24 protein-coding genes and 2 pseudogenes are annotated in these 25,323 nt (G+C 41.1%); 15 read left to right on the top strand and 11 right to left on the bottom strand.

Annotation, left to right across the window (positions count from 1 at the left end; translation table 11 throughout):
* Nucleotides 1-91: pseudogene (locus tag L6C30_RS12310) on the top strand (IS5/IS1182 family transposase); the annotation flags it as partial.
* A 556-nt stretch (nt 92-647) separates the two neighbouring features.
* On the opposite strand, the gene L6C30_RS12305 reads toward L6C30_RS12310, so the two are convergent.
* Nucleotides 648-1,781: a hypothetical protein gene (locus tag L6C30_RS12305; RefSeq protein WP_236163171.1), complete on the bottom strand. Its 1,134-nt coding sequence runs from the start codon at nt 1,779-1,781 to the stop codon at nt 648-650.
* 408 nt (nt 1,782-2,189) lie between these two features.
* A complete protein-coding gene (locus L6C30_RS12300) occupies nt 2,190-3,902 on the bottom strand; it encodes an electron transfer flavoprotein-ubiquinone oxidoreductase (protein WP_230243945.1) in 1,713 nt (570 codons plus the stop codon).
* 195 nt (nt 3,903-4,097) lie between these two features.
* Here L6C30_RS12300 and L6C30_RS12295 point away from each other — a divergent pair, with 195 nt between their 5' ends.
* The 5 genes from L6C30_RS12295 (at nt 4,098) to L6C30_RS12275 (ending at nt 8,486) form a co-directional block, all read left to right on the top strand.
* On the top strand, nt 4,098-4,709 hold the full coding sequence (locus tag L6C30_RS12295) for a DUF1285 domain-containing protein (RefSeq protein WP_230243946.1): 612 nt from the start codon (nt 4,098-4,100) through the stop codon (nt 4,707-4,709).
* 46 nt (nt 4,710-4,755) lie between these two features.
* Nucleotides 4,756-5,631, top strand: coding sequence for a glutamate racemase (gene murI / locus L6C30_RS12290; RefSeq protein ID WP_019836042.1), 876 nt, complete (start codon nt 4,756-4,758; stop codon nt 5,629-5,631).
* A gap of 85 nt (nt 5,632-5,716) precedes the next feature.
* Nucleotides 5,717-6,745: a DUF4062 domain-containing protein gene (locus L6C30_RS12285; RefSeq protein ID WP_070154414.1), complete on the top strand. Its 1,029-nt coding sequence runs from the start codon at nt 5,717-5,719 to the stop codon at nt 6,743-6,745.
* 64 nt (nt 6,746-6,809) lie between these two features.
* Nucleotides 6,810-7,823: a ferrochelatase gene (gene hemH, locus L6C30_RS12280; protein WP_236163172.1), complete on the top strand. Its 1,014-nt coding sequence runs from the start codon at nt 6,810-6,812 to the stop codon at nt 7,821-7,823.
* An 18-nt stretch (nt 7,824-7,841) separates the two neighbouring features.
* Nucleotides 7,842-8,486 (top strand): MBL fold metallo-hydrolase, encoded by a 645-nt coding sequence (locus tag L6C30_RS12275; protein ID WP_070154418.1) that lies wholly within the window; start codon nt 7,842-7,844, stop codon nt 8,484-8,486.
* Nucleotides 8,487-8,892: 406 nt separating this feature from the next.
* On the opposite strand, the gene L6C30_RS12270 is transcribed toward L6C30_RS12275, so the two are convergent.
* Nucleotides 8,893-9,066 (bottom strand): DNA gyrase inhibitor YacG, encoded by a 174-nt coding sequence (locus L6C30_RS12270; RefSeq protein WP_019836038.1) that lies wholly within the window; start codon nt 9,064-9,066, stop codon nt 8,893-8,895.
* Nucleotides 9,067-9,151: 85 nt separating this feature from the next.
* Here L6C30_RS12270 and L6C30_RS12265 point away from each other — a divergent pair, with 85 nt between their 5' ends.
* Nucleotides 9,152-9,844, top strand: coding sequence for a tRNA (guanine-N(7)-)-methyltransferase (locus tag L6C30_RS12265; RefSeq protein ID WP_236163181.1), 693 nt, complete (start codon nt 9,152-9,154; stop codon nt 9,842-9,844).
* A gap of 6 nt (nt 9,845-9,850) precedes the next feature.
* Nucleotides 9,851-11,053: a TIGR03862 family flavoprotein gene (locus L6C30_RS12260; RefSeq protein ID WP_236163173.1), complete on the top strand. Its 1,203-nt coding sequence runs from the start codon at nt 9,851-9,853 to the stop codon at nt 11,051-11,053.
* A gap of 7 nt (nt 11,054-11,060) precedes the next feature.
* On the opposite strand, the gene L6C30_RS12255 is transcribed toward L6C30_RS12260, so the two are convergent.
* Entirely contained in the window at nt 11,061-11,615 is a 555-nt protein-coding gene (locus L6C30_RS12255; RefSeq protein WP_019836035.1) for a hypothetical protein, read from the bottom strand.
* A gap of 14 nt (nt 11,616-11,629) precedes the next feature.
* Nucleotides 11,630-12,406 (bottom strand): class I SAM-dependent methyltransferase, encoded by a 777-nt coding sequence (locus L6C30_RS12250; protein ID WP_236163174.1) that lies wholly within the window; start codon nt 12,404-12,406, stop codon nt 11,630-11,632.
* A gap of 120 nt (nt 12,407-12,526) precedes the next feature.
* Here L6C30_RS12250 and L6C30_RS12245 point away from each other — a divergent pair, with 120 nt between their 5' ends.
* Together L6C30_RS12245 and L6C30_RS12240 are read left to right on the top strand one after the other, a co-directional pair.
* Nucleotides 12,527-13,795 (top strand): hypothetical protein, encoded by a 1,269-nt coding sequence (locus L6C30_RS12245; RefSeq protein WP_236163175.1) that lies wholly within the window; start codon nt 12,527-12,529, stop codon nt 13,793-13,795.
* 118 nt (nt 13,796-13,913) lie between these two features.
* The gene (locus L6C30_RS12240; RefSeq protein WP_180072363.1) at nt 13,914-14,114 is read left to right on the top strand and encodes a hypothetical protein; all 201 of its coding nucleotides are present in this window, start codon (nt 13,914-13,916) and stop codon (nt 14,112-14,114) included.
* Between the two features lie 67 nt (nt 14,115-14,181).
* Here the strand turns inward: L6C30_RS12240 and L6C30_RS12235 are convergent, their stop codons facing one another.
* The 5 genes from L6C30_RS12235 to glyQ form a co-directional block, all read right to left on the bottom strand.
* Nucleotides 14,182-14,697: a hypothetical protein gene (locus tag L6C30_RS12235; protein WP_236163176.1), complete on the bottom strand. Its 516-nt coding sequence runs from the start codon at nt 14,695-14,697 to the stop codon at nt 14,182-14,184.
* 341 nt (nt 14,698-15,038) lie between these two features.
* Nucleotides 15,039-15,428, bottom strand: coding sequence for a hypothetical protein (locus L6C30_RS12230; protein WP_019836030.1), 390 nt, complete (start codon nt 15,426-15,428; stop codon nt 15,039-15,041).
* Nucleotides 15,429-15,501: 73 nt separating this feature from the next.
* A complete protein-coding gene (locus L6C30_RS12225; RefSeq protein WP_236163177.1) occupies nt 15,502-16,452 on the bottom strand; it encodes a COG2958 family protein in 951 nt (316 codons plus the stop codon).
* 71 nt (nt 16,453-16,523) lie between these two features.
* Nucleotides 16,524-18,593, bottom strand: a complete 2,070-nt coding sequence (glyS, locus tag L6C30_RS12220) for a glycine--tRNA ligase subunit beta (RefSeq protein WP_236163178.1) — start codon at nt 18,591-18,593, stop codon at nt 16,524-16,526.
* Nucleotides 18,593-19,579: a glycine--tRNA ligase subunit alpha gene (glyQ, locus tag L6C30_RS12215; RefSeq protein ID WP_019836027.1), complete on the bottom strand. Its 987-nt coding sequence runs from the start codon at nt 19,577-19,579 to the stop codon at nt 18,593-18,595. Before glyQ ends, glyS begins: the two co-directional genes overlap by 1 nt.
* A 302-nt stretch (nt 19,580-19,881) precedes the next feature.
* On the opposite strand from glyQ, the gene L6C30_RS12210 reads away from it, so the two are divergent.
* The 4 genes and pseudogenes from L6C30_RS12210 to L6C30_RS12195 all read left to right on the top strand — a co-directional run bounded on the left by L6C30_RS12210 (nt 19,882) and on the right by L6C30_RS12195 (nt 23,630).
* Complete coding sequence (locus tag L6C30_RS12210; RefSeq protein ID WP_236163179.1) at nt 19,882-21,144, top strand: putative DNA modification/repair radical SAM protein; 1,263 nt, start codon at nt 19,882-19,884, stop codon at nt 21,142-21,144.
* Between the two features lie 2 nt (nt 21,145-21,146).
* Nucleotides 21,147-21,941: a TIGR03915 family putative DNA repair protein gene (locus tag L6C30_RS12205; protein ID WP_179994948.1), complete on the top strand. Its 795-nt coding sequence runs from the start codon at nt 21,147-21,149 to the stop codon at nt 21,939-21,941.
* Nucleotides 21,942-21,998: 57 nt separating this feature from the next.
* Nucleotides 21,999-22,415: pseudogene (locus L6C30_RS12200) on the top strand (hypothetical protein).
* A gap of 111 nt (nt 22,416-22,526) precedes the next feature.
* Complete coding sequence (locus L6C30_RS12195; protein ID WP_236163180.1) at nt 22,527-23,630, top strand: HPP family protein; 1,104 nt, start codon at nt 22,527-22,529, stop codon at nt 23,628-23,630.
* 235 nt (nt 23,631-23,865) lie between these two features.
* On the opposite strand, the gene L6C30_RS12190 is transcribed toward L6C30_RS12195, so the two are convergent.
* The gene (locus L6C30_RS12190; protein ID WP_096901311.1) at nt 23,866-24,132 is read right to left on the bottom strand and encodes a PspC domain-containing protein; all 267 of its coding nucleotides are present in this window, start codon (nt 24,130-24,132) and stop codon (nt 23,866-23,868) included.
* 362 nt (nt 24,133-24,494) lie between these two features.
* Between L6C30_RS12190 and L6C30_RS12185 the strand changes: the two genes are divergently transcribed.
* Nucleotides 24,495-25,022: a hypothetical protein gene (locus tag L6C30_RS12185; RefSeq protein ID WP_227515226.1), complete on the top strand. Its 528-nt coding sequence runs from the start codon at nt 24,495-24,497 to the stop codon at nt 25,020-25,022.
* Nucleotides 25,023-25,323: the final 301 nt, after the last annotated feature.

Here is a 25,323-nt window from a genome sequence, read left to right as displayed (position 1 = left end):
ATTAAGTGAACGCTATCGAAATAGACGGAAAAGATTCGGTTTACGCATTAACTTAATCGCTGCACTGGTAAACCGGATAAATTTTCAATAATGACTTTCGCAAGAGATCTAATTTAAACACGATAAAATAGTCATGTGATCCATATAGGCATATTTCATTTGCAATTCATGCAAGTTGAAATATGCCTTTTGTGTTTTTAGCCATGACGTTCAACTTTATTTTTAATTTTTCATCAATTTTGCATCAATCCCACCTGCTTCACAGTTTGAGTAAAAAATGGCGAAACGATCCACGAGTTGCGTTATCTGCTACACATTTTTTAAGGGACTTTTCAACTTTTCTGCATTTATAGGGCAAGTTGTGTGCTTGTGCAAAATCTAACAAAGCTCTGTGTGTTGTATAAGAAATAATTTTTAGAGTGTGAGTTTCTCAATTTGAATTATGAATATAGCGGGCGATCACATAGCGACAGTCATCGGGTACAGTTGGCGGTAACGACTCGATTCTAATTGATCGTTTTATTCATGAGAAAGTCATGAAAAAGCGTAGATTTGCGTATGAATGAGAAGTTTGAATCTTGATTGAAACAGCCATGTAGATAAATCTGCATAGCTGTTTTTTAGATCACAGTCAAATGGACTGAGTTTTAGACCGCATAGCGACTCATTAAAGTCAGTGGTGCTTTGGACTGTAAATAATCGGCAGGAATAAATACGATATTGGCAGCGTGTTGCTGTGCTGCATCAATAATATGGTTGATCACATCGTCTGTGGCTTGTGCGCTGTCAGGTGCGTGCGCTTGATCTAGATAAATTCGTTGCTGGTCGGTATCGACCCAACCCGTCTGCATGTAGCCTTGTTGAACATATAAAGTATCGACATTATTTTGCAACACTGCCTGATAAATTTGCTGCAGATCGGTCACAACACGGTCACTGGCATAGAGTTCATCCAGTTGCTGCGCATGTTGCTGATGCAATTGTTGTTGATGGCTTTTTAGCTCGGTCTGAATACTGTCAATAATGTGTTGTGCGCTGCCTTGTTCTAGCTGAGTGACGTTATCTACACTGAAAATAATGGCATTGGGTTGGTCGCAAATAGATTCATAAAAACTGATATTGCGTCGATCACCCACAATGACCAAGCCCAATGGCTCACTGGCACGTACAGTTTGCACATTTTTATCGATACGGTTTAAAAACTCTTTGAGTAAACGGTCTTCATTGGCGGCTGTGGCACGTTCTGCACCGCTGGTGCTATATAAGTTATCATTTTGAACAGGAAATGCACCATGTGGCAGTCGTTCATTCAAGTCGCTGTCATCTACAGAAAACTCATGGATTACACGATCATTGGAGGCCTTAATCAGACGTCCAATTTCACGACTGATCACTACCACATAGTATTGCACTGCATAAGATAGCTCACGAATAAAATCACGCACTGAAAATTGTTGATCAATCACAATACGTTCTTGGGTAGGGAATGGCAGACGCAGTACTTGTGCACTGTCGGCTGTGGCAAAAATAGCCAGACTGTCTAAATGGTAGTTGGGATTCAAATCTTTGGTTTGATGATGAATCTGTTCTAAAATTTGTGCCACCAGACGTTTGTCATAGTCTGCCAACAGGCGTTCTTCGAGTTGTTTAAGTTGGTTTTTAAGAGCAATCACATCTTGCTGATTGTCTGGAAAGGTACGATGTGTGGGTAGAAATAAGCTGACTGCAGGTTGTGCCTGCACATTTTTAAGTTGGTTGAGGGTGTCTGTTAAATTAAGCATGTTGGAATTCCTCTTCTAATGAAAATAAGAAGAACAACCAAATGCTTGAGCAAGATAAAACTCAAAGTACTGCTTTATACTCCACTCAAGTCAGTTTTAGTCAGCATCTACAACATTTTGCTACCGTGCTAAGTGCTGCATAAAATGCCGAATAGCATTGTATAAAAGCTGACATAACAACATTTTCGGTTGTTCAAGTCTGAAAAAACGAAATAAAAAACTAAAAATAGAAAAGATAAAAAATAAGCAAAAACATCATAACAAGGAAAGTTATTCAATCGCCTGCTTTTGAATAGAGAAATACCTGAAAAATGTAAGGGATTATGAGATCTTGGTAATTTTGTAAACTGTGTATAAAAAAAGCAGTGCCGAGGCACTGCTTTTGGATTTCTCAATTGCGATTCGCAATTACATATTCGGGTAGTTCGGACCACCCCCCCCCTCAGGAGTTACCCAAGTGATGTTTTGTGATGGGTCCTTGATGTCACAGGTCTTACAGTGAACACAGTTGGCTGCGTTAATCTGGAAGCGTTTTGAACCATCATCATTTTCCATGATTTCATAAACACCCGCAGGGCAGTAGCGCTGTGCAGGCTCATCCCATTTAGGCAAGTTTACGTTCACTGGAATAGAGGCATCAGTTAGCTTTAAGTGCGCTGGCTGATTTTCTTCATGTACGGTATTCGATACAAACACTGAAGATAAACGGTCAAAAGTCAGCTTGCCATCTGGTTTTGGATAGTTCGGTTTAAAGCTGGTTGCATCTACAGTTTTGAGTGCGCTGAAATCAGGTACCAAATCATGCAAAGTAAATGGTACTTTAAACACGTTCTGGTCGATAAAGTTAAACGCACCGCCCATCCATTGACCAAACTTATGCATTGCAGGGCCAAAGTTACGTGCGCTATAAAGTTCTTCTTTAAGCCAGCTGTTGTTGAATTTTTCAGTGTATGCTGTTAGCTCTTTCACAAAGAAATCTTCGCCTTCAGTTACACGAGCAATCGCCAAGTCACCGCCTTTTGCGACACCTGCAGCAATCGCTTCAAATACCGCTTCACCGCAAAGCATGCCCGACTTCATAGCTGTATGTGAGCCTTTGATTTTGGCAAAGTTTAAGAAGCCTGCATCATCACCAATTAAAGAGCCACCTGGGAAAGTGAGTTTTGGTAATGAATTAAAGCCACCTTTGGTCACAGCACGCGCACCATAAGAAATACGTTTGCCGCCTTCTAGATACTGTTTAATTAGAGGGTGGGTTTTCCAACGCTGCATTTCCATAAATGGATACATGTGTGGGTTGGTATAAGACAAGTCCACAATCATACCTAAAGTAACTTGGTTGTTTTCAGCGTGGTATAACCACCAACCGCCTGAAGAACCTGTTTCACTTAATGGCCAGCCTGCACCATGCATCACCAAACCTGGTTTGTGTTTTGCAGGGTCAATTTCCCAAAGTTCTTTAATACCAATTCCGTAGTGTTGTGGATCGGCATCTTTATCCAAATTGAATTGTTGGATTAAACGCTTACCTAAATGACCACGGCAGCCCTCTGCAAAAATGGTGTATTTGGCATGTAACTCATAACCTGGTGTGAAGTTATGTGTTGGCTCGCCATCTTTACCAATGCCCATGTCACCGGTTTGGATACCTTTAACCGTACCATCGGCATGGTACAGAATTTCAGATGCCGCAAAGCCAGGGAAAATAGAAACTTCTAATTCTTCGGCTTTTTGACCTAACCAACGCACCACGTTGCCTAGCGAGATCACGTAGTTACCATCGTTATGCATGGTTTTAGGTACCATCCAATGCGGTGCTTGCTGGGCTTTTTCAGGTGACATCAAGAAGAAAGTTTTATCTTCAGTCACAGGCACATTTAAAGGCGCACCTTCTTCTTTCCAGTTAGGGAATAACTCATTGATCGCACGCGGTTCGAGCACAGCACCAGAAAGGATATGCGCACCAACTTCAGAGCCTTTTTCGACCACACAAACGGACAGATCATTTAAATTGTTTTCAATTGCAAGTTGACGAATTTTGATCGCAGCAGAAAGACCCGCAGGGCCTGCGCCTACGATGACTACGTCAAACTCCATCGATTCACGTTCGATGTGTTCCATGTAGGACTCCTCATATAATTGAAGGTGGCAACCGCATCAAGCAACGGTGCTGCCATGAGTATTTTTAGTTGCCAGACACAAATTTAATCGTGTCTTTTACAGTATGGGTAAGTATTGTGAGCTAGTATAGTTTTAAACCGAGTCTTAGCCAATTGGCTGAATCGTATTATTTTTCCGTCAGTAAGGTACTGCAGCATGAAGCATGATGACAATTCAATCAAACCGACAGAAAATGTAGCTACGGCTGATAATAAAAACTTAATGCACATTGCACAATATATAAAAACTGGACAGTCAGGTCACAAAAGATCAATCCCTCCTTTGGAGCAATGGCATCCAAAGCATTGTGGAACAATGGATCTGCTGGTCAAAGCCAATGGAGAATGGTGGCACGAAGGTCAACTGATCAAACGTCAGGCATTGGTTGATCTGTTTTCTAGTGTGTTATGGAAAGAGCAGGACAAGTTTTATTTAAAAACCCCCGTGGAACAAATTGAAATTCAGGTGGAAGATGAGCCGTTGTTCATCAATCAGGTCGACATGGTCGAAATCGGACAGCAAAATTATATTCAACTCACCACTACGCATCAGGATATTGTGATTGTTGATGAGGAACATCCTATTTTTATGCGTGAATATGCCGGTGAGCTGCGTCCTTATGTGCATGTGCGTTTTGGTATTAATGCCCTGATTCAGCGTGCGGCTTTTTTACATTTGGTGGAATTGGGTGAGCTGAGTGAAAATGCGCAGGGCGAAACGATTTTATCGTTGAAAAGTGGTGATTTGCACTTGCATTTAAGCAGCTGAGGTTTAAGCTTTATTCATTCTATTTTGTATTGCTGAATCTCTTGCTATGACAGCCATTCATCCTGTTTCTCCCTTAAATCAAGCTATGCCAAAAGCACAAGCCAGTGCGCCAATTGGTATTTTTGATTCGGGCATAGGAGGCTTGTCGGTTGCTATTGAAATTGCAGAATATTTGCCTAATGAAAGCATTGTGTATTATGCCGATACAGCACACGTGCCGTACGGCCCACGCGATGATCAAAATATTCGGGAACTCACTGCAGCTGCAATCGAATGGTTATATCGACAAGGGTGTAAAGTTGCAGTCGTGGCGTGTAATACAGCTTCAGCTTTTAGTCTAGATTATCTGCGCGACCATTACGGCGAAGATTTTCCTATTATTGGTTTAGTGCCTGCTTTAAAGCCTGCTGTATTAAATAGCCAAACCAAAACAGTGGCTGTACTTGCGACACCTGCCACTTTTCGTGGGCAACTCATTAAAGATGTGATGCAGCGTTTTGCGATTCCTGCTCAAGTCCGTGTCTTGAATGTCACCAATCTAGATTTAGTGCCTTTTGTTGAGCAAGGTGCGCAAATGAGCGAGGCGTGTTTAAGTTCCTTACAGCATAGTTTGCAACCTGTGGTCGATCAGGGAGCGGACTATTTGGTACTCGGTTGCACCCATTATCCTTTCTTAAAACCTGCGATTGAGTCCATTTTTGGTCACAAACTGACATTAATTGACTCAGGAATTGCCGTTGCACGTCAAACTTCCCGCATTTTAATTAAAAATGAGTTATTATTTGACCAAAGTGTGGCAGATACATTACAAATCGCGTGTTATGTCAGCGGGAACAATGCAGAACAATTAAAACCCGTGTTGCAGCATCTTATTCCAGGCAATATTTCTTGGAGTATCGCAAATGTGAGTACTGTGGACTGAGTTTAAGATAATTTTTTACAATTGGGGAAAGGCATTGCAAGTAGACGGTGACTGACTTGTAATGGCAATAGGAGAGGGGAAACCAATGCTGGATAAGCGTTATCAGGTCTTTATCTCGACTTCTGGGGCAGATATGCAGCCAGAAAGAGTGGTCTTGGCACAAACATTGGTAGGAATGGGTTTTTTTTCGTGGGGGTTAGAAAAACGCACCCCACTTAGCACTGCATTTGCACGCCGTCAAATCGATGATTGTGACTATGTGGTGATTCTATTGGGCAGCCAGTACGGTGAGCAATCGGTGTCGGGCGTGGGTTATATGCATTTAGAGTATATTTATGCATTCACCAAGCAAAAGCCAATCATTGTATTTATGCACGAAGACCCTGCTTCACGAGATCCAGCTTTACATGATGAAAAACCTGAATTGCGTGAAAAATTCAAAGAGTTTCGTACATTATTGCAACAAGAAGTCGATCAGGTATTTTGTTATCGCACTTTACGTGATTTAGAGCTTGCTGTCCGCTTTAATATGTCACAAATGCTGGAGCGTTATCCGACGTCTGGTTGGGTCCGTCCGCAAAATACGCAAGCCTTACATGATGAAATTGAGCGTTTAAAAAGTAAGTTAAGTCAGCTAGAAACTGATGTGGGACAGCGTGAATCAGATCCGTTTTTAAGCCTCTCTAAAGTCTCGATGAATGAATCATATCGTTTTGAATATCGTATGCATGCGTATCAGGATGGTAACTTTAGAGAGCTCAAAGTTGAACGAAGTTTAAGTTGGGCGCAGTTGTTAGCAATTTTAGGTAATACTTTTATTCATCCGACCCCTGAAGAATATTTTTCTAAACGTATGAATGAATATTTGAATGAAACAGGTTTGGATGATGCACGTCAGATCATGCCGCGTGCGCATGCGGTTGCACGTGCTCAAATCAATATTCGAGCGTTGCATGAGATTAAAATGCAAATGCGTCAAAATGACTGGATTGTGCAAGCGGGGCGTGATGATCGTCAGCGGATGCTGTGGCAAATCACGGCAAAAGCGCAAAAACTTTTAGAGAGCAATGTGCTCGATACCGACCGGGTTAATTCATTTAAAACACCGTATTGACTCTCAATACAGAGTAAAAAAACTGTTAGAGTAGTCGGGTTCAATCATCAGACACGAGGGCTGGATGTTGTCTACAGCAAAACCCAAAGTAACCGTTCTTTTAGCCAATTTAGGTACGCCTGATGAACCGACTGCAGCAGGGGTTCGCCGTTTTTTAAAGCAGTTCTTATCTGATCAACGGGTGATTGAAATTCCCAAACCGATTTGGCAAATCATTTTAAATTTATTCATTTTGCCATTTCGTCCTAAGCGTGTTGCACATGCCTATGCCATGGTCTGGCAAAACGACTCACCCATGCGTGAAATTTTGTTGCAACAGGTTGATGCCTTAAAACAGCAGTTATTGCCGCTATATCCTGAATTTGAGTTGAATATTGTCCCGGTAATGACCTATGGCAATCCGGGTATTCAACAGGCTTTGGCAGCTTTGAGTCAAAATCCGCAAGATCATGTGATTTTGTTCCCTTTATTTCCACAATATTCGGCAACCTCGACAGCGCCTTTATATGATGCCGTTGCCAAATGGGTGCCACAGCAGCGTAATTTGCCGGGCTTATCCATCATTCGTGACTATTATCAGCATCCATTATACATTAAGGCTTTGGCGCAAAGTGTGCGTGAATTTCAAGCCGAGCATGGTGCGGCAGAAAAGCTGTTGATGTCGTTTCATGGCATTCCACAGCCGTATGCCGATAAGGGTGATCCGTATGCAGAGCGTTGTCGGATCACGGCCAAATTGCTTGCCGATGCTTTAAATTTAAATGATGAGCAATGGGCAATTAGCTTCCAGTCACGTTTTGGCAAACAGGAATGGGTCAAACCCTATACCGATGTGTTACTTGAAGAATGGGGACAGCAGGGCGTGAAGTCAGTGCAAATTATGAGCCCTGCTTTTTCTGCAGATTGTTTAGAAACGCTAGAAGAATTGGCGATTCAAAATGCAGAATTGTTTTTACAAGCAGGTGGCAAAGAATATGCCTATATTCCTGCACTGAATACCCGTGCCGATCATTTGGATTTGCTCAAACATTTAGTTCAAGCTAATCTTGATGCTGTAAAGCATACCCTAAGCCATTAATTTTTGAGGTTCGCCACCATGTTGCAAGTCAAAATTGTTCCCGTCACCGCTTTTCAGCAAAACTGCTCGATTGTGTGGGATGCTGAAAGCAAAGAAGCGATTTTGATTGATGCAGGCGGCGAGCCTGAAAAACTGAAAGCTGAAGTTGAAGCGTTGGGTTTAACGGTGAAAGCTTTGTGGTTAACTCATGGGCATCTAGACCATGCGGGTGCTGTGGGTGAATTGCAACATCACTGGAATGTTCCTGTGATTGGTCCACAGAAAGAAGATGCCTTTTGGTTAGATCAACTGCAAGAAGTGTCTGCGCGTTATGGTTTTCCTATCCCTGAACAAGTCACGGTTACACAGTGGTTAGAGGGAGGTGAAGTGCTGCAATTGGGTCAAGAAAGCTTTGAAGTGCGTTATGCACCCGGGCATACCCCAGGGCATGTGATGTTTTATAATGCTAAATATGGCATCTTGTGGACAGGTGATGTGCTATTTAAAGGCTCGATTGGACGCACCGATTTTCCACGTGGCAATCATCAACAATTGCTCGATTCAATTCAGCGCGAATGTTTTAGTTTGCCAGATGACACTCAGTTTATTTCGGGGCATGGTCCCATCAGTACCATAGGATTTGAAAAACAGCACAACCCTTTTGTGGCGGGGCAAGCAGGTTAAGCCTTGTGCTATAATTTAATAGTAAAAGATCATCTAAAAAGTCAGTGTGTGCTGACTTTTTTTATTTGCGGAAAGAATTGTCTAAGACTTGTCTGCTTTCGAGAGCAAATAGCATGGCAAAGAATGTGAGTAAAATCCTCAGCATTTAAATTCCTTTAAGACAAGCTTCCATGGGGTTGTGTTCCTAAAATTCTTGTTGGTGCTTTTTTTATTCAATGGCGTGTGTTTAACACGCGGCACGATTAAAGAGTGTGATTCGTCTTTTTTAAGCCATGATTAAACAACAAATTTTGAACAATTTATGCATAAATGGGAAAGGTTCCCTGCAAGTTTTATATTTCTCAACGGATTTTGAGCTGAAATTTAGGTGTAATTTTTGCCCTTTAAATTGAGTGATTGTTTAATTCTATTCCTCAGAATTTTCTGCTTGTGGAGCATCTTGGGTGGGTAAACGATATTCATCATTTGCCCACGCACCTAAATCAATGAGCTTGCAACGCTCAGAACAAAATGGACGAAAAGGATTGTCTTCCCATTGTGTAGATTCGCCACAACGTGGGCAAGGAAAAGTACGAGGCATGCTGAACTCCTATGAAAAATACAGGATTGGATTATGCAAATAGCACCTGAGTTGGTAGACTTGTGCCGAATTTTGTAAGTTTGATCTGATTATGCCAATTCGTCAATTTCAAGCCCAGCGTATGCATGCCCCTCGTGATTTTCAAGCCATTGCCAATGAATCGGTTTGTGTTGAAATTGGTGCGGGTAAAGGCAAGCATGCTTTATTATTTAGTGGACAACATCCTGTTAAAAAATTAATTGCGATTGAGCGTACCCGCGAAAAATTTGTGGCGATGCAAAAACAGCATCAACTTGAAGGTCAGCCTAACTTACAAATAGTACATGCCGATGCCATTCCGTGGATTGTGCATGCTTTATTTCCTGCTCAAGTTGAGCAATTCTTTATTTTATATCCGAACCCAGAACCGCATAATGCCACCCAGCGTTGGTTGAATATGCCGTTTTTTGAGTTTTTATTGTCACGCTTAAAAGCAGGCGGCAGCATTACTTTGGTGAGTAATATTCCTGAATATATTGCAGAAGCACGGCAGCAGCTGATCGAAGTGTGGAAATTGCCATTTATTCAGCAGGATGTTCCAGTAGATTCAGCACGCACTCACTTTGAAATCAAATATTTAGCACGTGGCGAGCGTTGTCAGGAACTGCAGATCAGCAAACCTGCCGCTTATACAACCCGTTTTGATGATTTTCAGCCTTTGCAAGGACAGCAGCCAACTTTAACACCGACTTCAGTTGAGGCGAAAGCGTCCGCAGACTCAAGTGTAACAACTGAGTAAACAGGCATGAAACAGCGCATTGCAATTATAGGAGCAGGACCAGCAGGGCTAATGGCTGCCGAAGTGCTGAGTCAGTTTGACTATGATGTGCATGTTTATGAGCAGAAACCTTCAGCGGCACGTAAGTTTTTGATGGCAGGTAAAACGGGTCTGAATATTTCACATGCAGAACCGATTGCACAATTTATTCAGCGTTATGATCAGGCGGAATGGTTGGCGCCGTGGATTCAACAATGGGATGCCGCTTGGATTCAAAACTGGATGCAGGGTTTAGGTATTCAGTCTTATGTAGGTTCATCGGGGCGGATTTTTCCACAAGAAATGAAAGCCGCGCCTTTGCTGCGCGCATGGTTAAAACGCTTAGTTGATGCAGGCGTACAGTTTCATTATCGGCATCAGGTCTGTGATTTAAATCAAAATCAACTTAGTATTCAAAATTTAAGCACAGGGCAGATTGAACAACAGCAATTTGCCGCCATTGTGATGGCATGTGGGGCAGTGTCGTGGTCGAAATTAGGTAGCGATGGTGCATGGCAGCGTTGGTTATCTGCCAATGAAATTCAGCCTTTTCAAGCCAGCAATGCTGGAGTGGAATGTCACTGGTCTAATTATATGCAGCCAGTATTTGGGCAACCGTTAAAACGTGTACAAGCATGGGTGAAAGGTGCTGTACCAAGCATGGGCGATATCGTGATTAGCCATTATGGTTTAGAAAGTGGCTTAATTTATAAACAAGGGCGCGCGTTGCGACAATTGCAGCAGGAACATCAACCGCTGCAGTTACAACTGGATTTGTTGCCCGATTTAAGTATTGAGCAGCTTTCTCAAAAGTTACAACCTTCCAAAAAACAGTCTGTAAGCAATATTTGGCGCAAGGCGGGTTTGGATGCCGTGAAGTCTGCAGTCGTGCGTGAGTTGGTGGATAAAGCCCTTTGGCAGCAGCCTATGCAACTAGCGCAGCAGATTAAAAATTTAACGGTGCCTTTAAAAGGTTTTCGTCCTATTGAAGAAGCAATTAGCTGCGCGGGCGGGGTTAAACGCGAGGTTTTATCTGCACAATTGCAGTTAAACTCTAATCCTCACGTTTTTCTTTGTGGTGAGATGCTGGATTGGGATGCACCAACGGGCGGCTATTTGCTAACAGCCTGTTTTGCGACAGGACGCGCTGCCGCGGAAGGCGTGCATCAATATTTACAGCAGCGTGTGTAAAAATACATTACTCATCTAGTTGAGGATACTGCCCACGCCAATGTTCTAGTTGTTGCTGCGCCTGTAACAAGTCTGCTAAACCTTGTTGACGTTGTGCTTTACTGACAGGATAAGGAGCAGAAGTTGTGTCTTGAGTTGCCAGATATTGCGCTTGTTTTTCCCAATATTCACTCATTAAGCCTTGAATATAGCGCCCTTGTGGCGTTTTTAAATCCAGTGCTTTAAGCATGGTTAAGGCAGATTGAATGTTGTCCTTCAGGCGATCTTTTGCAAATGCAGCATCAAGTTGTTTGCTTTCATGCAAGCGTTCTAACTCATCTTCTAAATCATTACTTATTTTGTCATGGCGTTGTTCATAATCCATCAGCAATTGAATGTCATGCGGGTCATCCGCAGTCATTTCAAAGGGCTGAATCGCGGCTTGCTCGACCTGACTTTGCATGATTTGATCTTCAGGACTGAGTTTGTCTGTATGTTCTACCTTACTACGCTCACAGGCACTGAGGGCAAAAGCCAAACAAATTGTTAAGGGAGCAATCGCGTGTTTAAAGGTTATTTGCATTTATTTGCTCCCTCTCATTCAACTTTTTGATAGACATACATATGTGTGCAATAAGGAAATTCAATTTCATCTTGCGCATGCTTATTCGTATATTCTAATACTAATTGTTCAAATTGTGTTTTGAGTTGTTGTTGCTGTTCAATCGGCATCGCAGCAATGAAACTAGTCGAAAGTAAACGCTTAGATACTACTTGTTCGACTGTACCGACATGCGGGTGATGAAATTGCTGCTCGTGGGTGAGTTGAAAAAAATCTGTATCGGCAAATACCTGACGCCAGTCCTGATTGTGAAAACGCGGGGTATCGCCCTCAAAAGGTAAAATCATCTGTGCCAGTGCATTCACCCAATTGACCGAAATATCACGTTGATTCCAAATTAACAGCAAATAACCTTGAGGTTTTATGATTCGGTGAATTTCCTTTAAACTTTGCAGATTGGCAAACCAATGAAAAGATTGCGCACAGCTCACCAAATCTGCACACTGGTCGGGGAGTGGTAATTGCTCACTTCGTGCCTGAATTGTCTCAACTTGCGGGTAAAGTTGCTTTAATTCGGCTAACATGCTGGCAATCGGATCTACCGCTATAAGCTGAGTTGTCAGTTTGAGCAAATGTGGCAGGAACTTTCCTGTACCAGAACCTAGGTCTACAATATTACTATTCAATGGAACTTGGAGCTGATCTTGCAGGAAAATAGCAACTTCTTGCGGGTAACTGGGGCGAACTTGTTGATATAGGTTTGCCCCTAAAGCGAAGCCTTGTTGTGCGGCAGGGTGAAGAGATTGTGTCATATTTTGCGATTTTTAATCTGCTGTGCATCTATAAAATAACATATTCACTTTTGAACTTGTGTACAGTGTAATCAGGTTTAAAGTAACGGTTTAATTCAGCGCCTTGGCGTCGGTGTGGGAATGGATAAACACATAATTTTTGAAGACGGACATATCCGCGCTATTTTCATGAAAGGCTCATCTCAGGAGCTGATTTTTTCTTTTGGTGATTTAATTACACGAGCTAAAGGCACGTCTATTAATGCAGAAAAATCACTGGAAAAGTTTCATTTCAATGTGATTGGGGTCATGCCTAAGGAAAAATCATGGTTTCCTGAAGCATCTATGCGCGCCATGTTGGCCGCCATTCAAGACATGATTGCTTCATTTAAAATTCGCGTGGGCTATGGTGGTTCAATGGGTGGCTACGCGGCAATTAAATACTCCAATTTGCTGGATTTAAATCGTATTGTGGCTTTGGTACCGCAGTATTCAATTGATCCTGAAGATATTCACGACCCACGTTATAATATGTTTTATCAGGCAGATTTAAATGCCAATATGCGCATTCAAGCGCAAGATGTATCGGCACACCGTGAATACATTGTGGTTTATGACCAATATTATCCTGAAGATCGTGGGCATTATTTAAAAATTCAGCCTTTAATTCCGCATTTACATACTTTGCATTTACCATTCACAGGGCATGATGCGATTGCGATTTTAGCTAATTCTGAATTACTGAATGACTTTTTAACGCATCCTTTTGATGCACCGTTTTTTTATCAAAAAATTCGCAAGGTGAAAAAGAACAGTAAGTTTTACTATCGTAAAGTGATTGAAAATGTCTTGCCGAATCATCGTTGGTCTTTAGGTCGTATTTTAAAATACAATAATTTACAGCTTGACAGTAACTTCTTTGATGCCAAGTTGAAACAAAACCTAATTCGCTCCTTACTGAGTAATAAACAGGTCGATCAGCACGATTTAAATAAACTCGGCTTACAAATTCAGTTGCCGTATGAAAATCGTAATGTCTTGCTCGACCATTTTGGTCATGGTTTGGTGTTTAACATCATCAGCCAAAAAATTGAGAGCTATGCCGCACATGCAATTGCCTTAAATCATAAATTCCTGATTCCGATTTATGCAAAGGGTAGTGGTTTGGTGCAAATTTATCTGAACGATGAGCGCTACTTGATTAGTATGAATGATCGTCATGTCATGAAACTATGCAAGGAACAAGATGCACTTGCTGCAGGCATGCACCCCTTAATATTGAAAAAATATAGCGACTATTTTGTGTTGAGCTATAAAGATTTGAACCTGAGCAGTGATGAGTTTGGCGGCAATGATTTTGTAGAAGATTTGCCAGATACTGCCAAATTTACCCTAGAACTAGAACAGTAAGCTGCAAAGTTTGATCCATGATTTAGATGGTTTAAATTTTACACACTTGTATTGTTTTGCTATTGGGCTAAGATGATCTTAAAACATGCTTTTGTTGATCATTCCAAGGGTAGTATGTATGACCAAGTTGTTGATGCCTGCTGTGCTTGTTTTGCTGTCCAGTTTAATTTTATCTGCGACTTTATTTGCAGATGCGCCTGAGCCGAAGGCTTATCTATTTTTTACTTTAGGTTTGTTGGTTTTGTTGGGATTAGGCACTTATGTATTTCGACAAATTCAAAAATCTATACGCTATCATATGAATAAGCCTGCAGATTAAATGCAGGCTTTTCTATTTGCGCTGAGTTGTTTTTGTGCTTTTCTAGTAACCAATAAATCAGAAAAAATTATAGCTTGATCACTTTAATTTCTTCTTCAGTCTCTATACTTGGCGCTGCTTGCGTTTGTGCTTCCTGAGTAGGTGCGGTGGTGGTGGCTGTTGGGGTGATATTCTGTGAAGGTGCGCTTAATGGTACCTGATAGATAGGCACGGCATGATCACTTTGTCCTGTAATCACTTCTTTGGTTTCCTGAATTTTAGTATTTACATTATTAGCTAATTGCTGCCCACTATGTTTGGCCTGAGCCGCACCCTGACTACTCAATTGTTTGGCATTGTCTAAAGCTTGATGTGCGGATGGGCGAATTTTTTCAATGCCTTTTTCGGTGACTTCGCCAACTTTTTGTGCAGCATGAATCACACCTTCCTGAGTTTTGTATGCCCAAACATGCAAAAGGTTTGGATTGTCTGCATAAGGCTGAATCGGTTTATTGCTTTGAGTTTGCGCATTACTGCTTTGTGCCCCCACCGAAGCACTGCTGAGTAATAGTCCAATACAAATGCTGATATTGATCTTTTTCATAGTGCTGTGCCTCTTTGGATGTCGAATTCTGTTCGATGAAAGGTTTTGAATAGAATGTACTGCATTGTATAAAGCCTAGATGAACTGCAGTGTTTATTTTTCATAAGTATGATGTGTTTTTAGGTGAAATTTAAAGTGTTTAAAATCATAGCAGCATTGCGGGCTTAAAAAAAAGACCCACATAAAATTGTGGGTCTTGTTTCTCTGGAGAGTTTTTAAAGCAGGGTAATATTGGCTACACTGCTTTTGTCATCTTAGTTTGAATTATCAAGAGATGCTGCATATATATTGAAAGTCCAACAATCTTGCTACATCATGATACATTCTAGGCTGATTATAGTTTAGTTGCATTGTGCAAGTGCATCTTTATGGAAGTGACTGCGCAAGCTAATGAAGTTTTTTTGCACGGTAGCATCGTGTAAGTCAAAATTCTCTGCAGTGCTGGTTCCATCTTGTGCAAATGTTGCAGAACCTGCAGAAATTAAGCTATTGCCTTTAAATGCCCATTGTTCAATAGAACGACCTGCTTGCAGCGTGCCTGTAAATTCGATCACGCATTTATCAATAAATTTTGTGAGTTTGGCGCTGTTATTGACAGTGTTTGGGTAAACTTCGATGTTTTTCACTTCTTGTAAAACACCTGCAGTAAGCTGCGGAATAACAGGTGCAGAAGTACACGCACTAAGAGAAAGGCAAGTTAAACCCGATAAAATGAGTGTTTTAAGTTTCATAAGCTCGTTTTCTTGTTGAGTGTTGTTAGGTTGAGTATAGGGAATTGGTTAGAAAATGACTATAGCTCAGTGATTAACGATTCCAATCTTGTGTGCGAATACGGCCAGTTTGGTAATAAATTGAGACCAATTCGATAAAATTTTTAAAGTCTGAATTTTCATTTAAAATTCGATTTATTGATTGCCAATCCACTTCGGGTCTTCGGCGAGCAGGAAGTAAGATTTCACTTTCAGTGGGATTTTCTGGGTTGAGTAAAATTACACCTATACCATGTAAAGCTGAAAGCATACGTAGTTCTTCTTCAACTTCATTGGTAGAAATTGAGGTCGCAACTAAATATCCTTCATTTGCCCAACTTGAATTACTAACAGCTTGGAAAAAACTACTTCTAATATTTGAGTTATTTAGTTCTTTTTTTACCTCGAATGACCAAAGGCGAACATTCTGACCTGAACCATGTTTAACGCAGGTCTTCACTAGTTCATGCCACTTTTTATCAATTGGCTGTATAGCAACAATATCAGGGTGTAACCATTGATTACCATTTTGTCCTCGATTATTTGAAGACTTTTTTTCATCAATTCTCAGGCTATAGAGGTTTAGCTCTTTAGACAAATATTCGATGAGAATAGGATATAAGTCGTACTCTGAAAATATTTTTTCTTGAATTGGTGGTGGATTATTGTCTTCTGCATCAATAATTAATGAATTATCGAAGTCAATTCCTGTTATTGGTGAAAGATTTGAAGGAGGTTCATACCAATATTGGCGTGGACGTGGTCTTTCTTGATATTTTACACAAGGAATATTTTCAATTAAGTCTGGGAAAATACTATATAACTCTCGAATAACTTGTTGTTTAAAAGCACCCTCATTGTTTTCAAATTTAATATTATTTCTTTTCTCGATATAATCTTGAGGATATGTAGCAATTAATTTATCAGCAATAAATCTAGCTGTAAATTTTTGATTAGGATTAGATTTTAAAAATTCTAATGCTTTTTGTGCTTGTGATAATTTCATACTTTTGAGAAAAATAAAAAACCCCACTCATTTATAGCGGGGTTTCTTTTAACTTACAAGCAATTAAGACTTTAGTGCTGCAACACACTTACATCTGCAACACGTGTAAATAAATCACGTAACTGCGCGAGTAAACGTAAGCGGTTGGCTTTCAACTCAGCATCATCAGCCATCACCATCACACTGTCAAAGAAGGCATCAATAGGCGCACGTAATGCAGCCAATTGAGAGAGTGCAGTTGTGTAGTCTTTCGCTGCCAATAATGGCTCAACCACAGGTGTGATTTTTGCAAGTTCAGCGAATAATGCTTTTTCTGCATCTTCCACCAAGTTTGCTTCAATGACGCTTCCTTCAGGCGCAGTTTCTTTGGCTAAAATGTTGGCAACACGTTTGTTGGCAGCAGCCAAAGCAGCAGCTTCAGGCAAACTACGGAAATGATTCACCGCAGTCACACGCTTATCAAAATCAAGTGGCGATTTTGGAGAAAGTGCTTGAACTGCTTGAATCACATCAACAGCAACGCCTTGGTCTTCATATTTCGCACGGTAACGACCTTCAAGGAATGCAACAGCATCCGCTAACGTCTTGTCGTGGTCTTTCAATACATCGCCATAAGCTGCCAAAGCAAGCTTGATCAGTTCTTCAATTGAAACATCAAGATTATTTTCAGTCACTAAACGCAAAATACCAATCGCAGAACGACGCAATGCAAATGGGTCTTTAGAACCTGTCGGCGCTTGACCAATACCAAAAATACCTGTGAGGGTGTCTAAACGGTCTGCAAGGGCAATGGTCGTGCCTGTTTTGGTTTTAGGAAGTACATCACCAGCAAATTTCGGAAGATACTGCTCGCCTAAAGCTTCCGCAACTTCGTCATTTTCACCTTCAAGACGAGCGTAGTAAGTTCCCGCAATCCCTTGAAGTTCTGGGAATTCACCTACTAACTCAGAAGTTAAGTCGCATTTTGCAAGCAGGGCAGCTTTTTCAGCATCTTCAGCTTTTGCACCCGTAATCGGAGCAAGTGCGACAGCCAGTTTAGCAATACGTTCAGACTTGTTCCACAAAGTACCCAGTTGTGCCTGGAATACCATGTTGGCCAGTTTCTCTTTACGAGAAGCTAATGGTTGTTTCTGGTCTTGCAGGAAGAAGAACTCAGCATCTGACAGACGTGGACGAACCACTTTCTCATTACCTTCAATAATTTGAGTCGGATCTTTAGACTCAATGTTTGAAACGGTAATGAAGTAAGGCTGTAATTTGTTTTCAGCATTCACCAGACAGAAATACTTCTGGTTATCCTGCATGGTAGTGATCAGGGCTTCTTGAGGAACGGCAAGGAAGCGTTCTTCAAAGCTGGCACGTAGTGCAACAGGCCATTCTACCAATGCAGTCACTTCATCCCGTAGGTCGCTAGGCACAATCGCAATCGCATTAACTTCATCTGCCAACGCTTTTACTTGCTGATCAATGATCGCTTGACGCTCTTCAAACGACGCTACAACGTAAGCAGCTTTTAACTTCGCTAAGTATTCATCGGCATGCGTTAAAGTGATAGCTTCAGGTGCATGGAAACGGTGTCCATAAGTGACATTACCTGCCTGATGATCTTGAATCGTTGCTTCAATTACTTGATGATCTTTAAATAAAACGACCCATTTAACTGGACGCACAAATTCAGTACGGCTCGCAGCAGAGCGCATGCGTTTTGCAATTGGCAGGTTGTCCAACGCTGTTTGTAAAATGTGTGGCAATAACGCATCAAGGCTTTGACCTTTCACATCTTTTAGGTAGCAGACTTTTTCAACTTTACCTGCTTGGAATGTAGAGACTTGATCTACCGTAATGCCTTGACCGCGCATAAAGCCTTCAAGGGCTTTGGTTGGTTTGCCTTCGGCATCGTAAGCAGCTTGAACAGCAGGACCATCAAAACGTTTTTGGGTGTCTGCTTGCGCACCATCTACATTGACAATTTTAAGTGCCAAGCGACGTGGCGCTGCATAGGCTTCAATTGCATCAAAAGCTAAGCCTGCATCTTTTAAACCTTTTTCAGTTTCTGCAAGTAAGGCATCGCGTAAGGTTTTTAAGCTTTTCGGTGGGAGTTCTTCGCAACCGAGTTCAAATAAAACTGTATGTTTAGACATTATTTGCTTTCCTCAGTATTTTGCGCTTTGGCTTCCGCTTCAACCTGTGCTTTTAACTGCGCCAAGACTTCATCACGTAAATGCGGTTCTGCCATTGGGAAGCCTAATTTTGCACGTGCAGCCACATAACTTTGAGCAATAGAACGTGCTAAGGTACGTACACGTAAAATATAACGCTGACGCTCAGTCACAGAAATTGCACCACGCGCATCGAGCAAGTTAAAGCAGTGAGATGCTTTAATCACTTGTTCATACGCAGGTAATGGTAATTCTGCTGCAATTAAACGGCTTGCTTCTACTTCATAGAAGTCAAACAGTTCAAACATTTTATCAACAGGCGCATATTCAAAGTTATAGGTCGATTGTTCAACTTCATTTTGATGGAACACATCACCATAAGTGACTGTACCAAACTGTCCTTTAGTCCAAACCAAGTCGTAAACTGAGTCTACACCTTGCAAGTACATTGCAAGACGCTCAAGACCGTAAGTGATTTCGCCGGTGACTGGGTAGCACTCAACACCACCGACTTGTTGGAAGTAAGTGAACTGAGTCACTTCCATACCATTTAACCATACTTCCCAACCTAAGCCCCAAGCGCCGAGTGTTGGAGATTCCCAGTTGTCTTCTACAAAGCGAATGTCATGCACCAATGGGTCAATTCCAATCGCTTTTAAAGAATCTAAATACAACTGTTGGATGTTGTCCGGGTTTGGCTTCAGCACCACTTGGAATTGGTAATAGTGTTGCAAACGGTTTGGGTTTTCGCCATAACGACCATCCTTAGGACGACGTGACGGTTGAACGTATGCTGCATTCCATGTTTCTGGACCTAAAGCACGTAGGAAGGTTGCGGTGTGAAATGTCCCTGCACCCATTTCCATATCGTAAGGTTGTAAAACGACGCAGCCTTGCTCCGCCCAGTAGTTTTGTAAGGCAAGAATTAAGCCTTGAAAGGTATCAATATGCGATATGGCGCGACTCATGGTCATCCACTTAAAATTAGAGAAAAATTGTGCTCAATTATAAGGATTTTGCGGGGTGCTGGCAAAGGATTCGAGCGTTTCAGCGACAAGTTCTGATAATAAATTATTTAAACGCTTTTGTTTAATTTTCGAGTTAATTCAAAACGTACCCCATAGCAGACATATTTTCCCAGTTGGCAAAGTCCTGAATCGCAGACCATTCACATAAACGTCACCTCATGACGCATAACATCTTTCTCAATCTTAATTTTCAAATCATGAAATGTTAGCTTTGAAATGATGTTGTCACTGAGGTGTTTGCTATGTCTGATCGCATTCGTGAAAAATTACAAATTCTTGCCGATGCAGCTAAATATGATGTGTCCTGTTCCTCTAGTGGTAGTGACCGTAAGAATAAAGACAAAGGTTTAGGCGATGCCAGTCGGGCAGGGATTTGCCATAGCTATACCGAAGATGGGCGCTGTGTTTCATTGCTGAAAATCTTGTTCAGTAATGTCTGTATTTTTGATTGTGCTTATTGTGTGTCGCGCCGTTCTAATGATGTGAAACGTGCTGCATTTACGGTACAAGAGGTGGTTGATCTGACCATTAATTTTTATCGTCGTAATTATATAGAGGGATTATTCCTTAGCTCAGGTATTTTTAAATCCGCCGACTATACGATGGAACGGATGCTTCAAGTGGTGAAAAAGCTACGTCTCGAAGAAAATTTTAATGGCTATATTCATCTCAAAACTATTCCTGGAGCATCGCCTGAGCTGATTCATGAAGCAGGACTTTATGCTGACCGTATGAGCATCAATTTAGAAATGCCAACTGAGGTCGGATTAAAAGCGTTTGCGCCTGAAAAATCACATCAGGAAGTACAAAAAGACTTGGGGCTAGTGCGAGATCGACTGATTCAACTCAAAGATGAACGCCAGATTATCAAGCATGTGCCAAAATATGTACCCGCAGGGCAGACCACGCAAATGGTGGTCGGCGCACATCAGGAAACTGATCAAGACGTACTTGTGATGGCAGATCGACATTACAAGGAATTTAAACTCAAACGGGTGTATTTCTCAGGCTATATTCCAATCAACACGGAAAATAACTATTTACCAGCAGTCGGTTCAGCACCACCTTTGTTGCGTGAAAATCGTCTTTATCAAAGTGATTGGTTGATGCGTTTTTATGGTTTTGAAGTCAATGAAATCGTCAATGAAAAACACCCACATTTAGATTTGGATGTAGACCCAAAACTGAGTTGGGCGTTACGTAATCCTGAGCAGTTTCCAGTGGATTTAAATCGTGCTGACTATCGTATGATCCTTCGTGTACCAGGCATCGGCATAAAGTCAGCCAAGAAAATCGTGCAAGCGCGTCGTTTTGGCAAGATACATACTGATTTACTGAAACAACTCGGTGTGGCGTATTCGCGTGCCCAGTTTTTTATTCGCTGTGAAGACAGTCCACGGTTTCAAAAGGAACTTTCTACGACTGATATTCGTCAGCAAATATTAACGCAGGGTTCATCCAAGTACGTGAAACAACTGTCACCTCAGTTGAGTTTAGGATTTTAAACATGCTCAGTGATGCGGTGGTTTATTACTACTTTGATGGCTCTATGGTCGGTTTACTCAACTGCGTATTTCGTGCTTTTCAATTCAAAGAGTTTCACGTGCAACTGTGTTTAAACCAAGGTGCACAGCATGGTTTATTTGCCACTGTAGTTGAAATTCCAAATCACGAGCAACATGCAGCACGTGTTTGGTCAGCTTTACAGCAGAAACTTTCGCATTCATCTCTGAGACAATTTTATTTTGCTTATTTGTCGGAATCGTTGGATGCCTATCAGCATTTATTTAATTACTGTATCTATGTTTTTCGGCATCAACATTCAGTTGAAAAAAATTACTCTCATCCCAGTGTTTTAGCGATTTCGCAATGGACGAAAAAGGTCGGGCGCGAAAAGCATCGTATGGAAGCTTTTGTGCGGTTTAAGAAAACTACAGATGGTTTATTTTTAAGTTTAGTTCGACCTGATTTTAATGTATTACCTTTGATACAGCCGCATTTTAAGCGTCGTTATCAAGATCAACGTTGGCTCATTTATGACGAACAACGCAAATATGGACTGTATTATGACTTACACGAGATTCATGAGGTGTCTCTAGATGCTCATCAGATTGACCGTAATATTGAAAATGGGGCTAGTCAAAACTTCCAATTAGAATTAGATGAACAAGAAGAATTATATGATCAGCTTTGGAAAGATTATTTCAATAGTATCAATATTAAAGAACGTCAGAATGTGAAATTGCATGTGCAATATTTGCCAAAACGTTATTGGCGATATTTAAATGAAAAATATGTTTAAGGCATTTTTTTGATTATTATTATTTTAAAAATACCAACATAACAAAAGAGCACATTGATGACTAAATTAGTTTTAAAAACAGCAGTACTGATTATGGCTTGTTTGAGTACTTTGGTATTTGCCAAAACGCAAGATAAAGCGATAGATCCTTATAGCCAATGTGTCGATGACATAATTCAACAGCTAAAACTGGGCAATATCAATAATGCTGTGGTGGAGATCTGTAGTACCAGAACCAAAACTTTAGATGCAAAGTAGATTATGCAGGTATTGGATCAAATAAAAAAACAGAGTCAGGAATACAAGCAGCTTGAACGCTATCAGGACATCATGAAATCACAACAACTCTGGAAAAATTTTGTCGATCAAGAGTGCCGTAATGCTGGTGCTTATATCGGTTCGCCGATGTATGAGTTTTGCCCCATGCAAAAATATTCAGAGCGATTGGAGCAATTGGAGGAGTATTTAAATTAACCTTGATCAGTTTTCGTTATTATTTAAAACTGTAATTTAAATACATCTTCAGTCTGAGTCGGCGTATACTGCTGCAACCAATGAAACAACACTATTCCAGCAAGGTGCATTGTGAGCTTAACCCAATCAGACTGGCTAAATTTCTTAAAACCGAATTACAAAGTATTACCTTTCAAAGAACGCCTACTTTGTGGTTTGGGCGCATTATTGGGTTTAGCAATATCCTCTTTAATTAGTTGGTATGTATTGGGCGGTATGAATGCATGGTATATCGCCCCGATGGGTGCATCTTCGGTATTGTTGTTTGCTGTGCCTGCCAGTCCTTTGGCGCAGCCGTGGAATATTGTAGTTGGGAACAGCATTGCAGCAATTATGGGCGTGAGCTGTGCTTTATATATTCCAAATTTAACAGAAGCCTTTAGTGTGGCGGTGGCTTTATCTATTTTCTTGATGATGACCACCGATTCGCTGCATCCACCGAGTGGGGCAGTGGCCATTACCGCAGTGCTTGGCGGAGATGCCGTACGTGAACTGGGTTATCACTTTATCTTTTATCCTGTGCTGCTCAATTCAGTTTTGCTGCTGGTGATTGCAATCGTATTTAACCGCATGATTGGCAAGCCTTATCCTCAAGCGCCACAGTTGAATCAACGTACCCAAGACCCAACGCCTACTCAAAAAGCCACTATTCAGCCGCAAGATATTCAAGATGTTTTAGATGCACAAACCCAGTTGCTAGATATTAGTGAATACGACTTACAAAAAATCATTTTAGAAGCACAGCACAAAGCCAGTGAACGACAAACTCAAGCACTGACTTGTGCTGATATTATGAGTAAAGATGTGATTACCTTGCAGCAGGATGATGATATCCAGCTCGCGCTGGACAAGTTCAAGCAGGTCAATTTAATGAGCTTGCCGGTGGTAAATGCCGAGCAGCAACTGGTCGGCACATTGGCGCTATATGAAGTGGTGGAATGGTTTAAACATGCCACCGATGTGCGGATGTCATGGCAGCATCAGGTCAAACACATTATGAACCGCAAGGTGGTGACGGTAAAACCACATCAGAGTATTGCCGATCTGGTCCCGTATTTTGTGGAACGCTCGTTTAACTATATTCCGGTGGTGGAACAACAACAGCTGGTCGGGATTATTAGCCGCGCCGATATGATTGCCATCTTAAATCAACAGCTTGCTGTAAAGACGAATTGAGTGACTCGCATTGTTGATGCGTATTCAACACACTTCAATTCTGAAAACACTAAAATACTGTGACATTTTAAAATACATTGCAGGTTGAAAGGCAAAAAAAAGCTACGATGCTTGGGGGAGCAATCGTAGCGAAAAAGAAAAAACTGTGTAAATAAGGGATATCTAAGAGTGAATCAGCGAACGATTAAAACCTATAAATCTTAGATGTGGTCAGTCTTTAAAATTTCAATACCGTTTATCGGTCTTGATCAGAATTGACCGTGCGTACAGGTCTTGTGTAGCCCTGAGTATAGTTTGCTGTATTCAACTGGTTTTGTTTAGGGATTACCAACCACAACACCAAATACACCAAAATGCCTGGAAAGGCAGCACTCATCACGGAAACAATCACAAAAATTAAGCGCAGTAAATTTGCGTTCCAACCAAAACGTTCAGCAATACCACCCATTACCCCAGCAATCATATTTGAGCGGTTTGAGCGATATAAACCAACATTGGCCATCTAATTCTCCTTAAGAGATCTAAAATTCAAAATAAATACACGCTGATGTTTAGCTTCGCAGCACATCATCTGTATATAGAATAAAAATGGTGATGCACATGGATTTTTAAAGGGCGGTGGCAAAGCAATTAGTAAAGTTATGTAACTTTTGGTGTTGCTTAAACCAGCATCCACCTAAAATATCGTAAAGAAGCGATGGGCAGAGTAAGCGCTTGACCACAAAGGATTGAGGAAAAGCATGGCTTACATTGAGCTGCCTATTTGGTGGTTTGAATAGGACTGAATAATCAGTCTGGTCACTCTATATGAGGGATAGTGTGTCAGCTAAATCAAATATTTGCGCAGTTTTTATATGGAGTGCAGTGGCATTGCTTGGATGCGATGATTCACAACTTGAGCAAGCTGCAGGGCAAAAATATACAGAACAGGCAGAAACTAAAAGACTAACGGAAGTGGCAGGGCAGGCCACTGCACCCATGCAAACGGTTGCACCAGAACATCATATTCCCGAGAATCATCTGTCTTATGTGGGACGCTATACCACTCAGATCAGCTGTGAAGATAAGTTTGTTATGTGTGAACGCGGAACAGTCGATTATATTCTGACCTTATTGCCTGATGGGACAGCGCATCGTATTTTTGTCAATGCGGGGCAAATCAGTTACGACAATAAAAAACAATACGGCAAAGATTTATGGTTCTATGATGAAGACGCGCATCAAATTGTGGTGGCACGCGCCTCTGGGGTGAACTTTTACTATAATGTTGATCAAGACCATAATTTAATTATGGATAAACACAAAATTGCGATTGCAACAGAAAATAATCGTGAATACTTTAAAAGCAATCCCTTACCTTCGCAAAACTATCATTTAATCAGAGCAAGTTAATTATTTGCTCATTCAATTCTTAGCCCATGAGTGAAAACTTTTGGGCTTTTGTTTTTGCATCAAGTTTTTATGTGGGATGTGTAAAGCATGATTTATCAATGATGGCACATCTTCTACAACTGAATTGAGCAAAGTATGGTGGATAAGAGTGTTAGTCAAATAGCGCGAAATGCGGGAATTTTATAATAAAATAGGACTTACGCACTATCATTTATAGATTCTCTGTGGTAGCAGATGATTTTTATCGAGAATAAAGTCATCAATGAAGTCTTTGATGATTGGTCTAAATAATTTCTTCTGC

The organism is Acinetobacter sp. KAM396 (assembly GCF_021602765.1).
Taxonomy (GTDB): Bacteria; Pseudomonadota; Gammaproteobacteria; order Pseudomonadales; family Moraxellaceae; genus Acinetobacter; species Acinetobacter towneri_A.
Note: the sequence above shows the minus strand (reverse complement) of the source record. Positions and strands in the feature narration are given on the sequence as shown.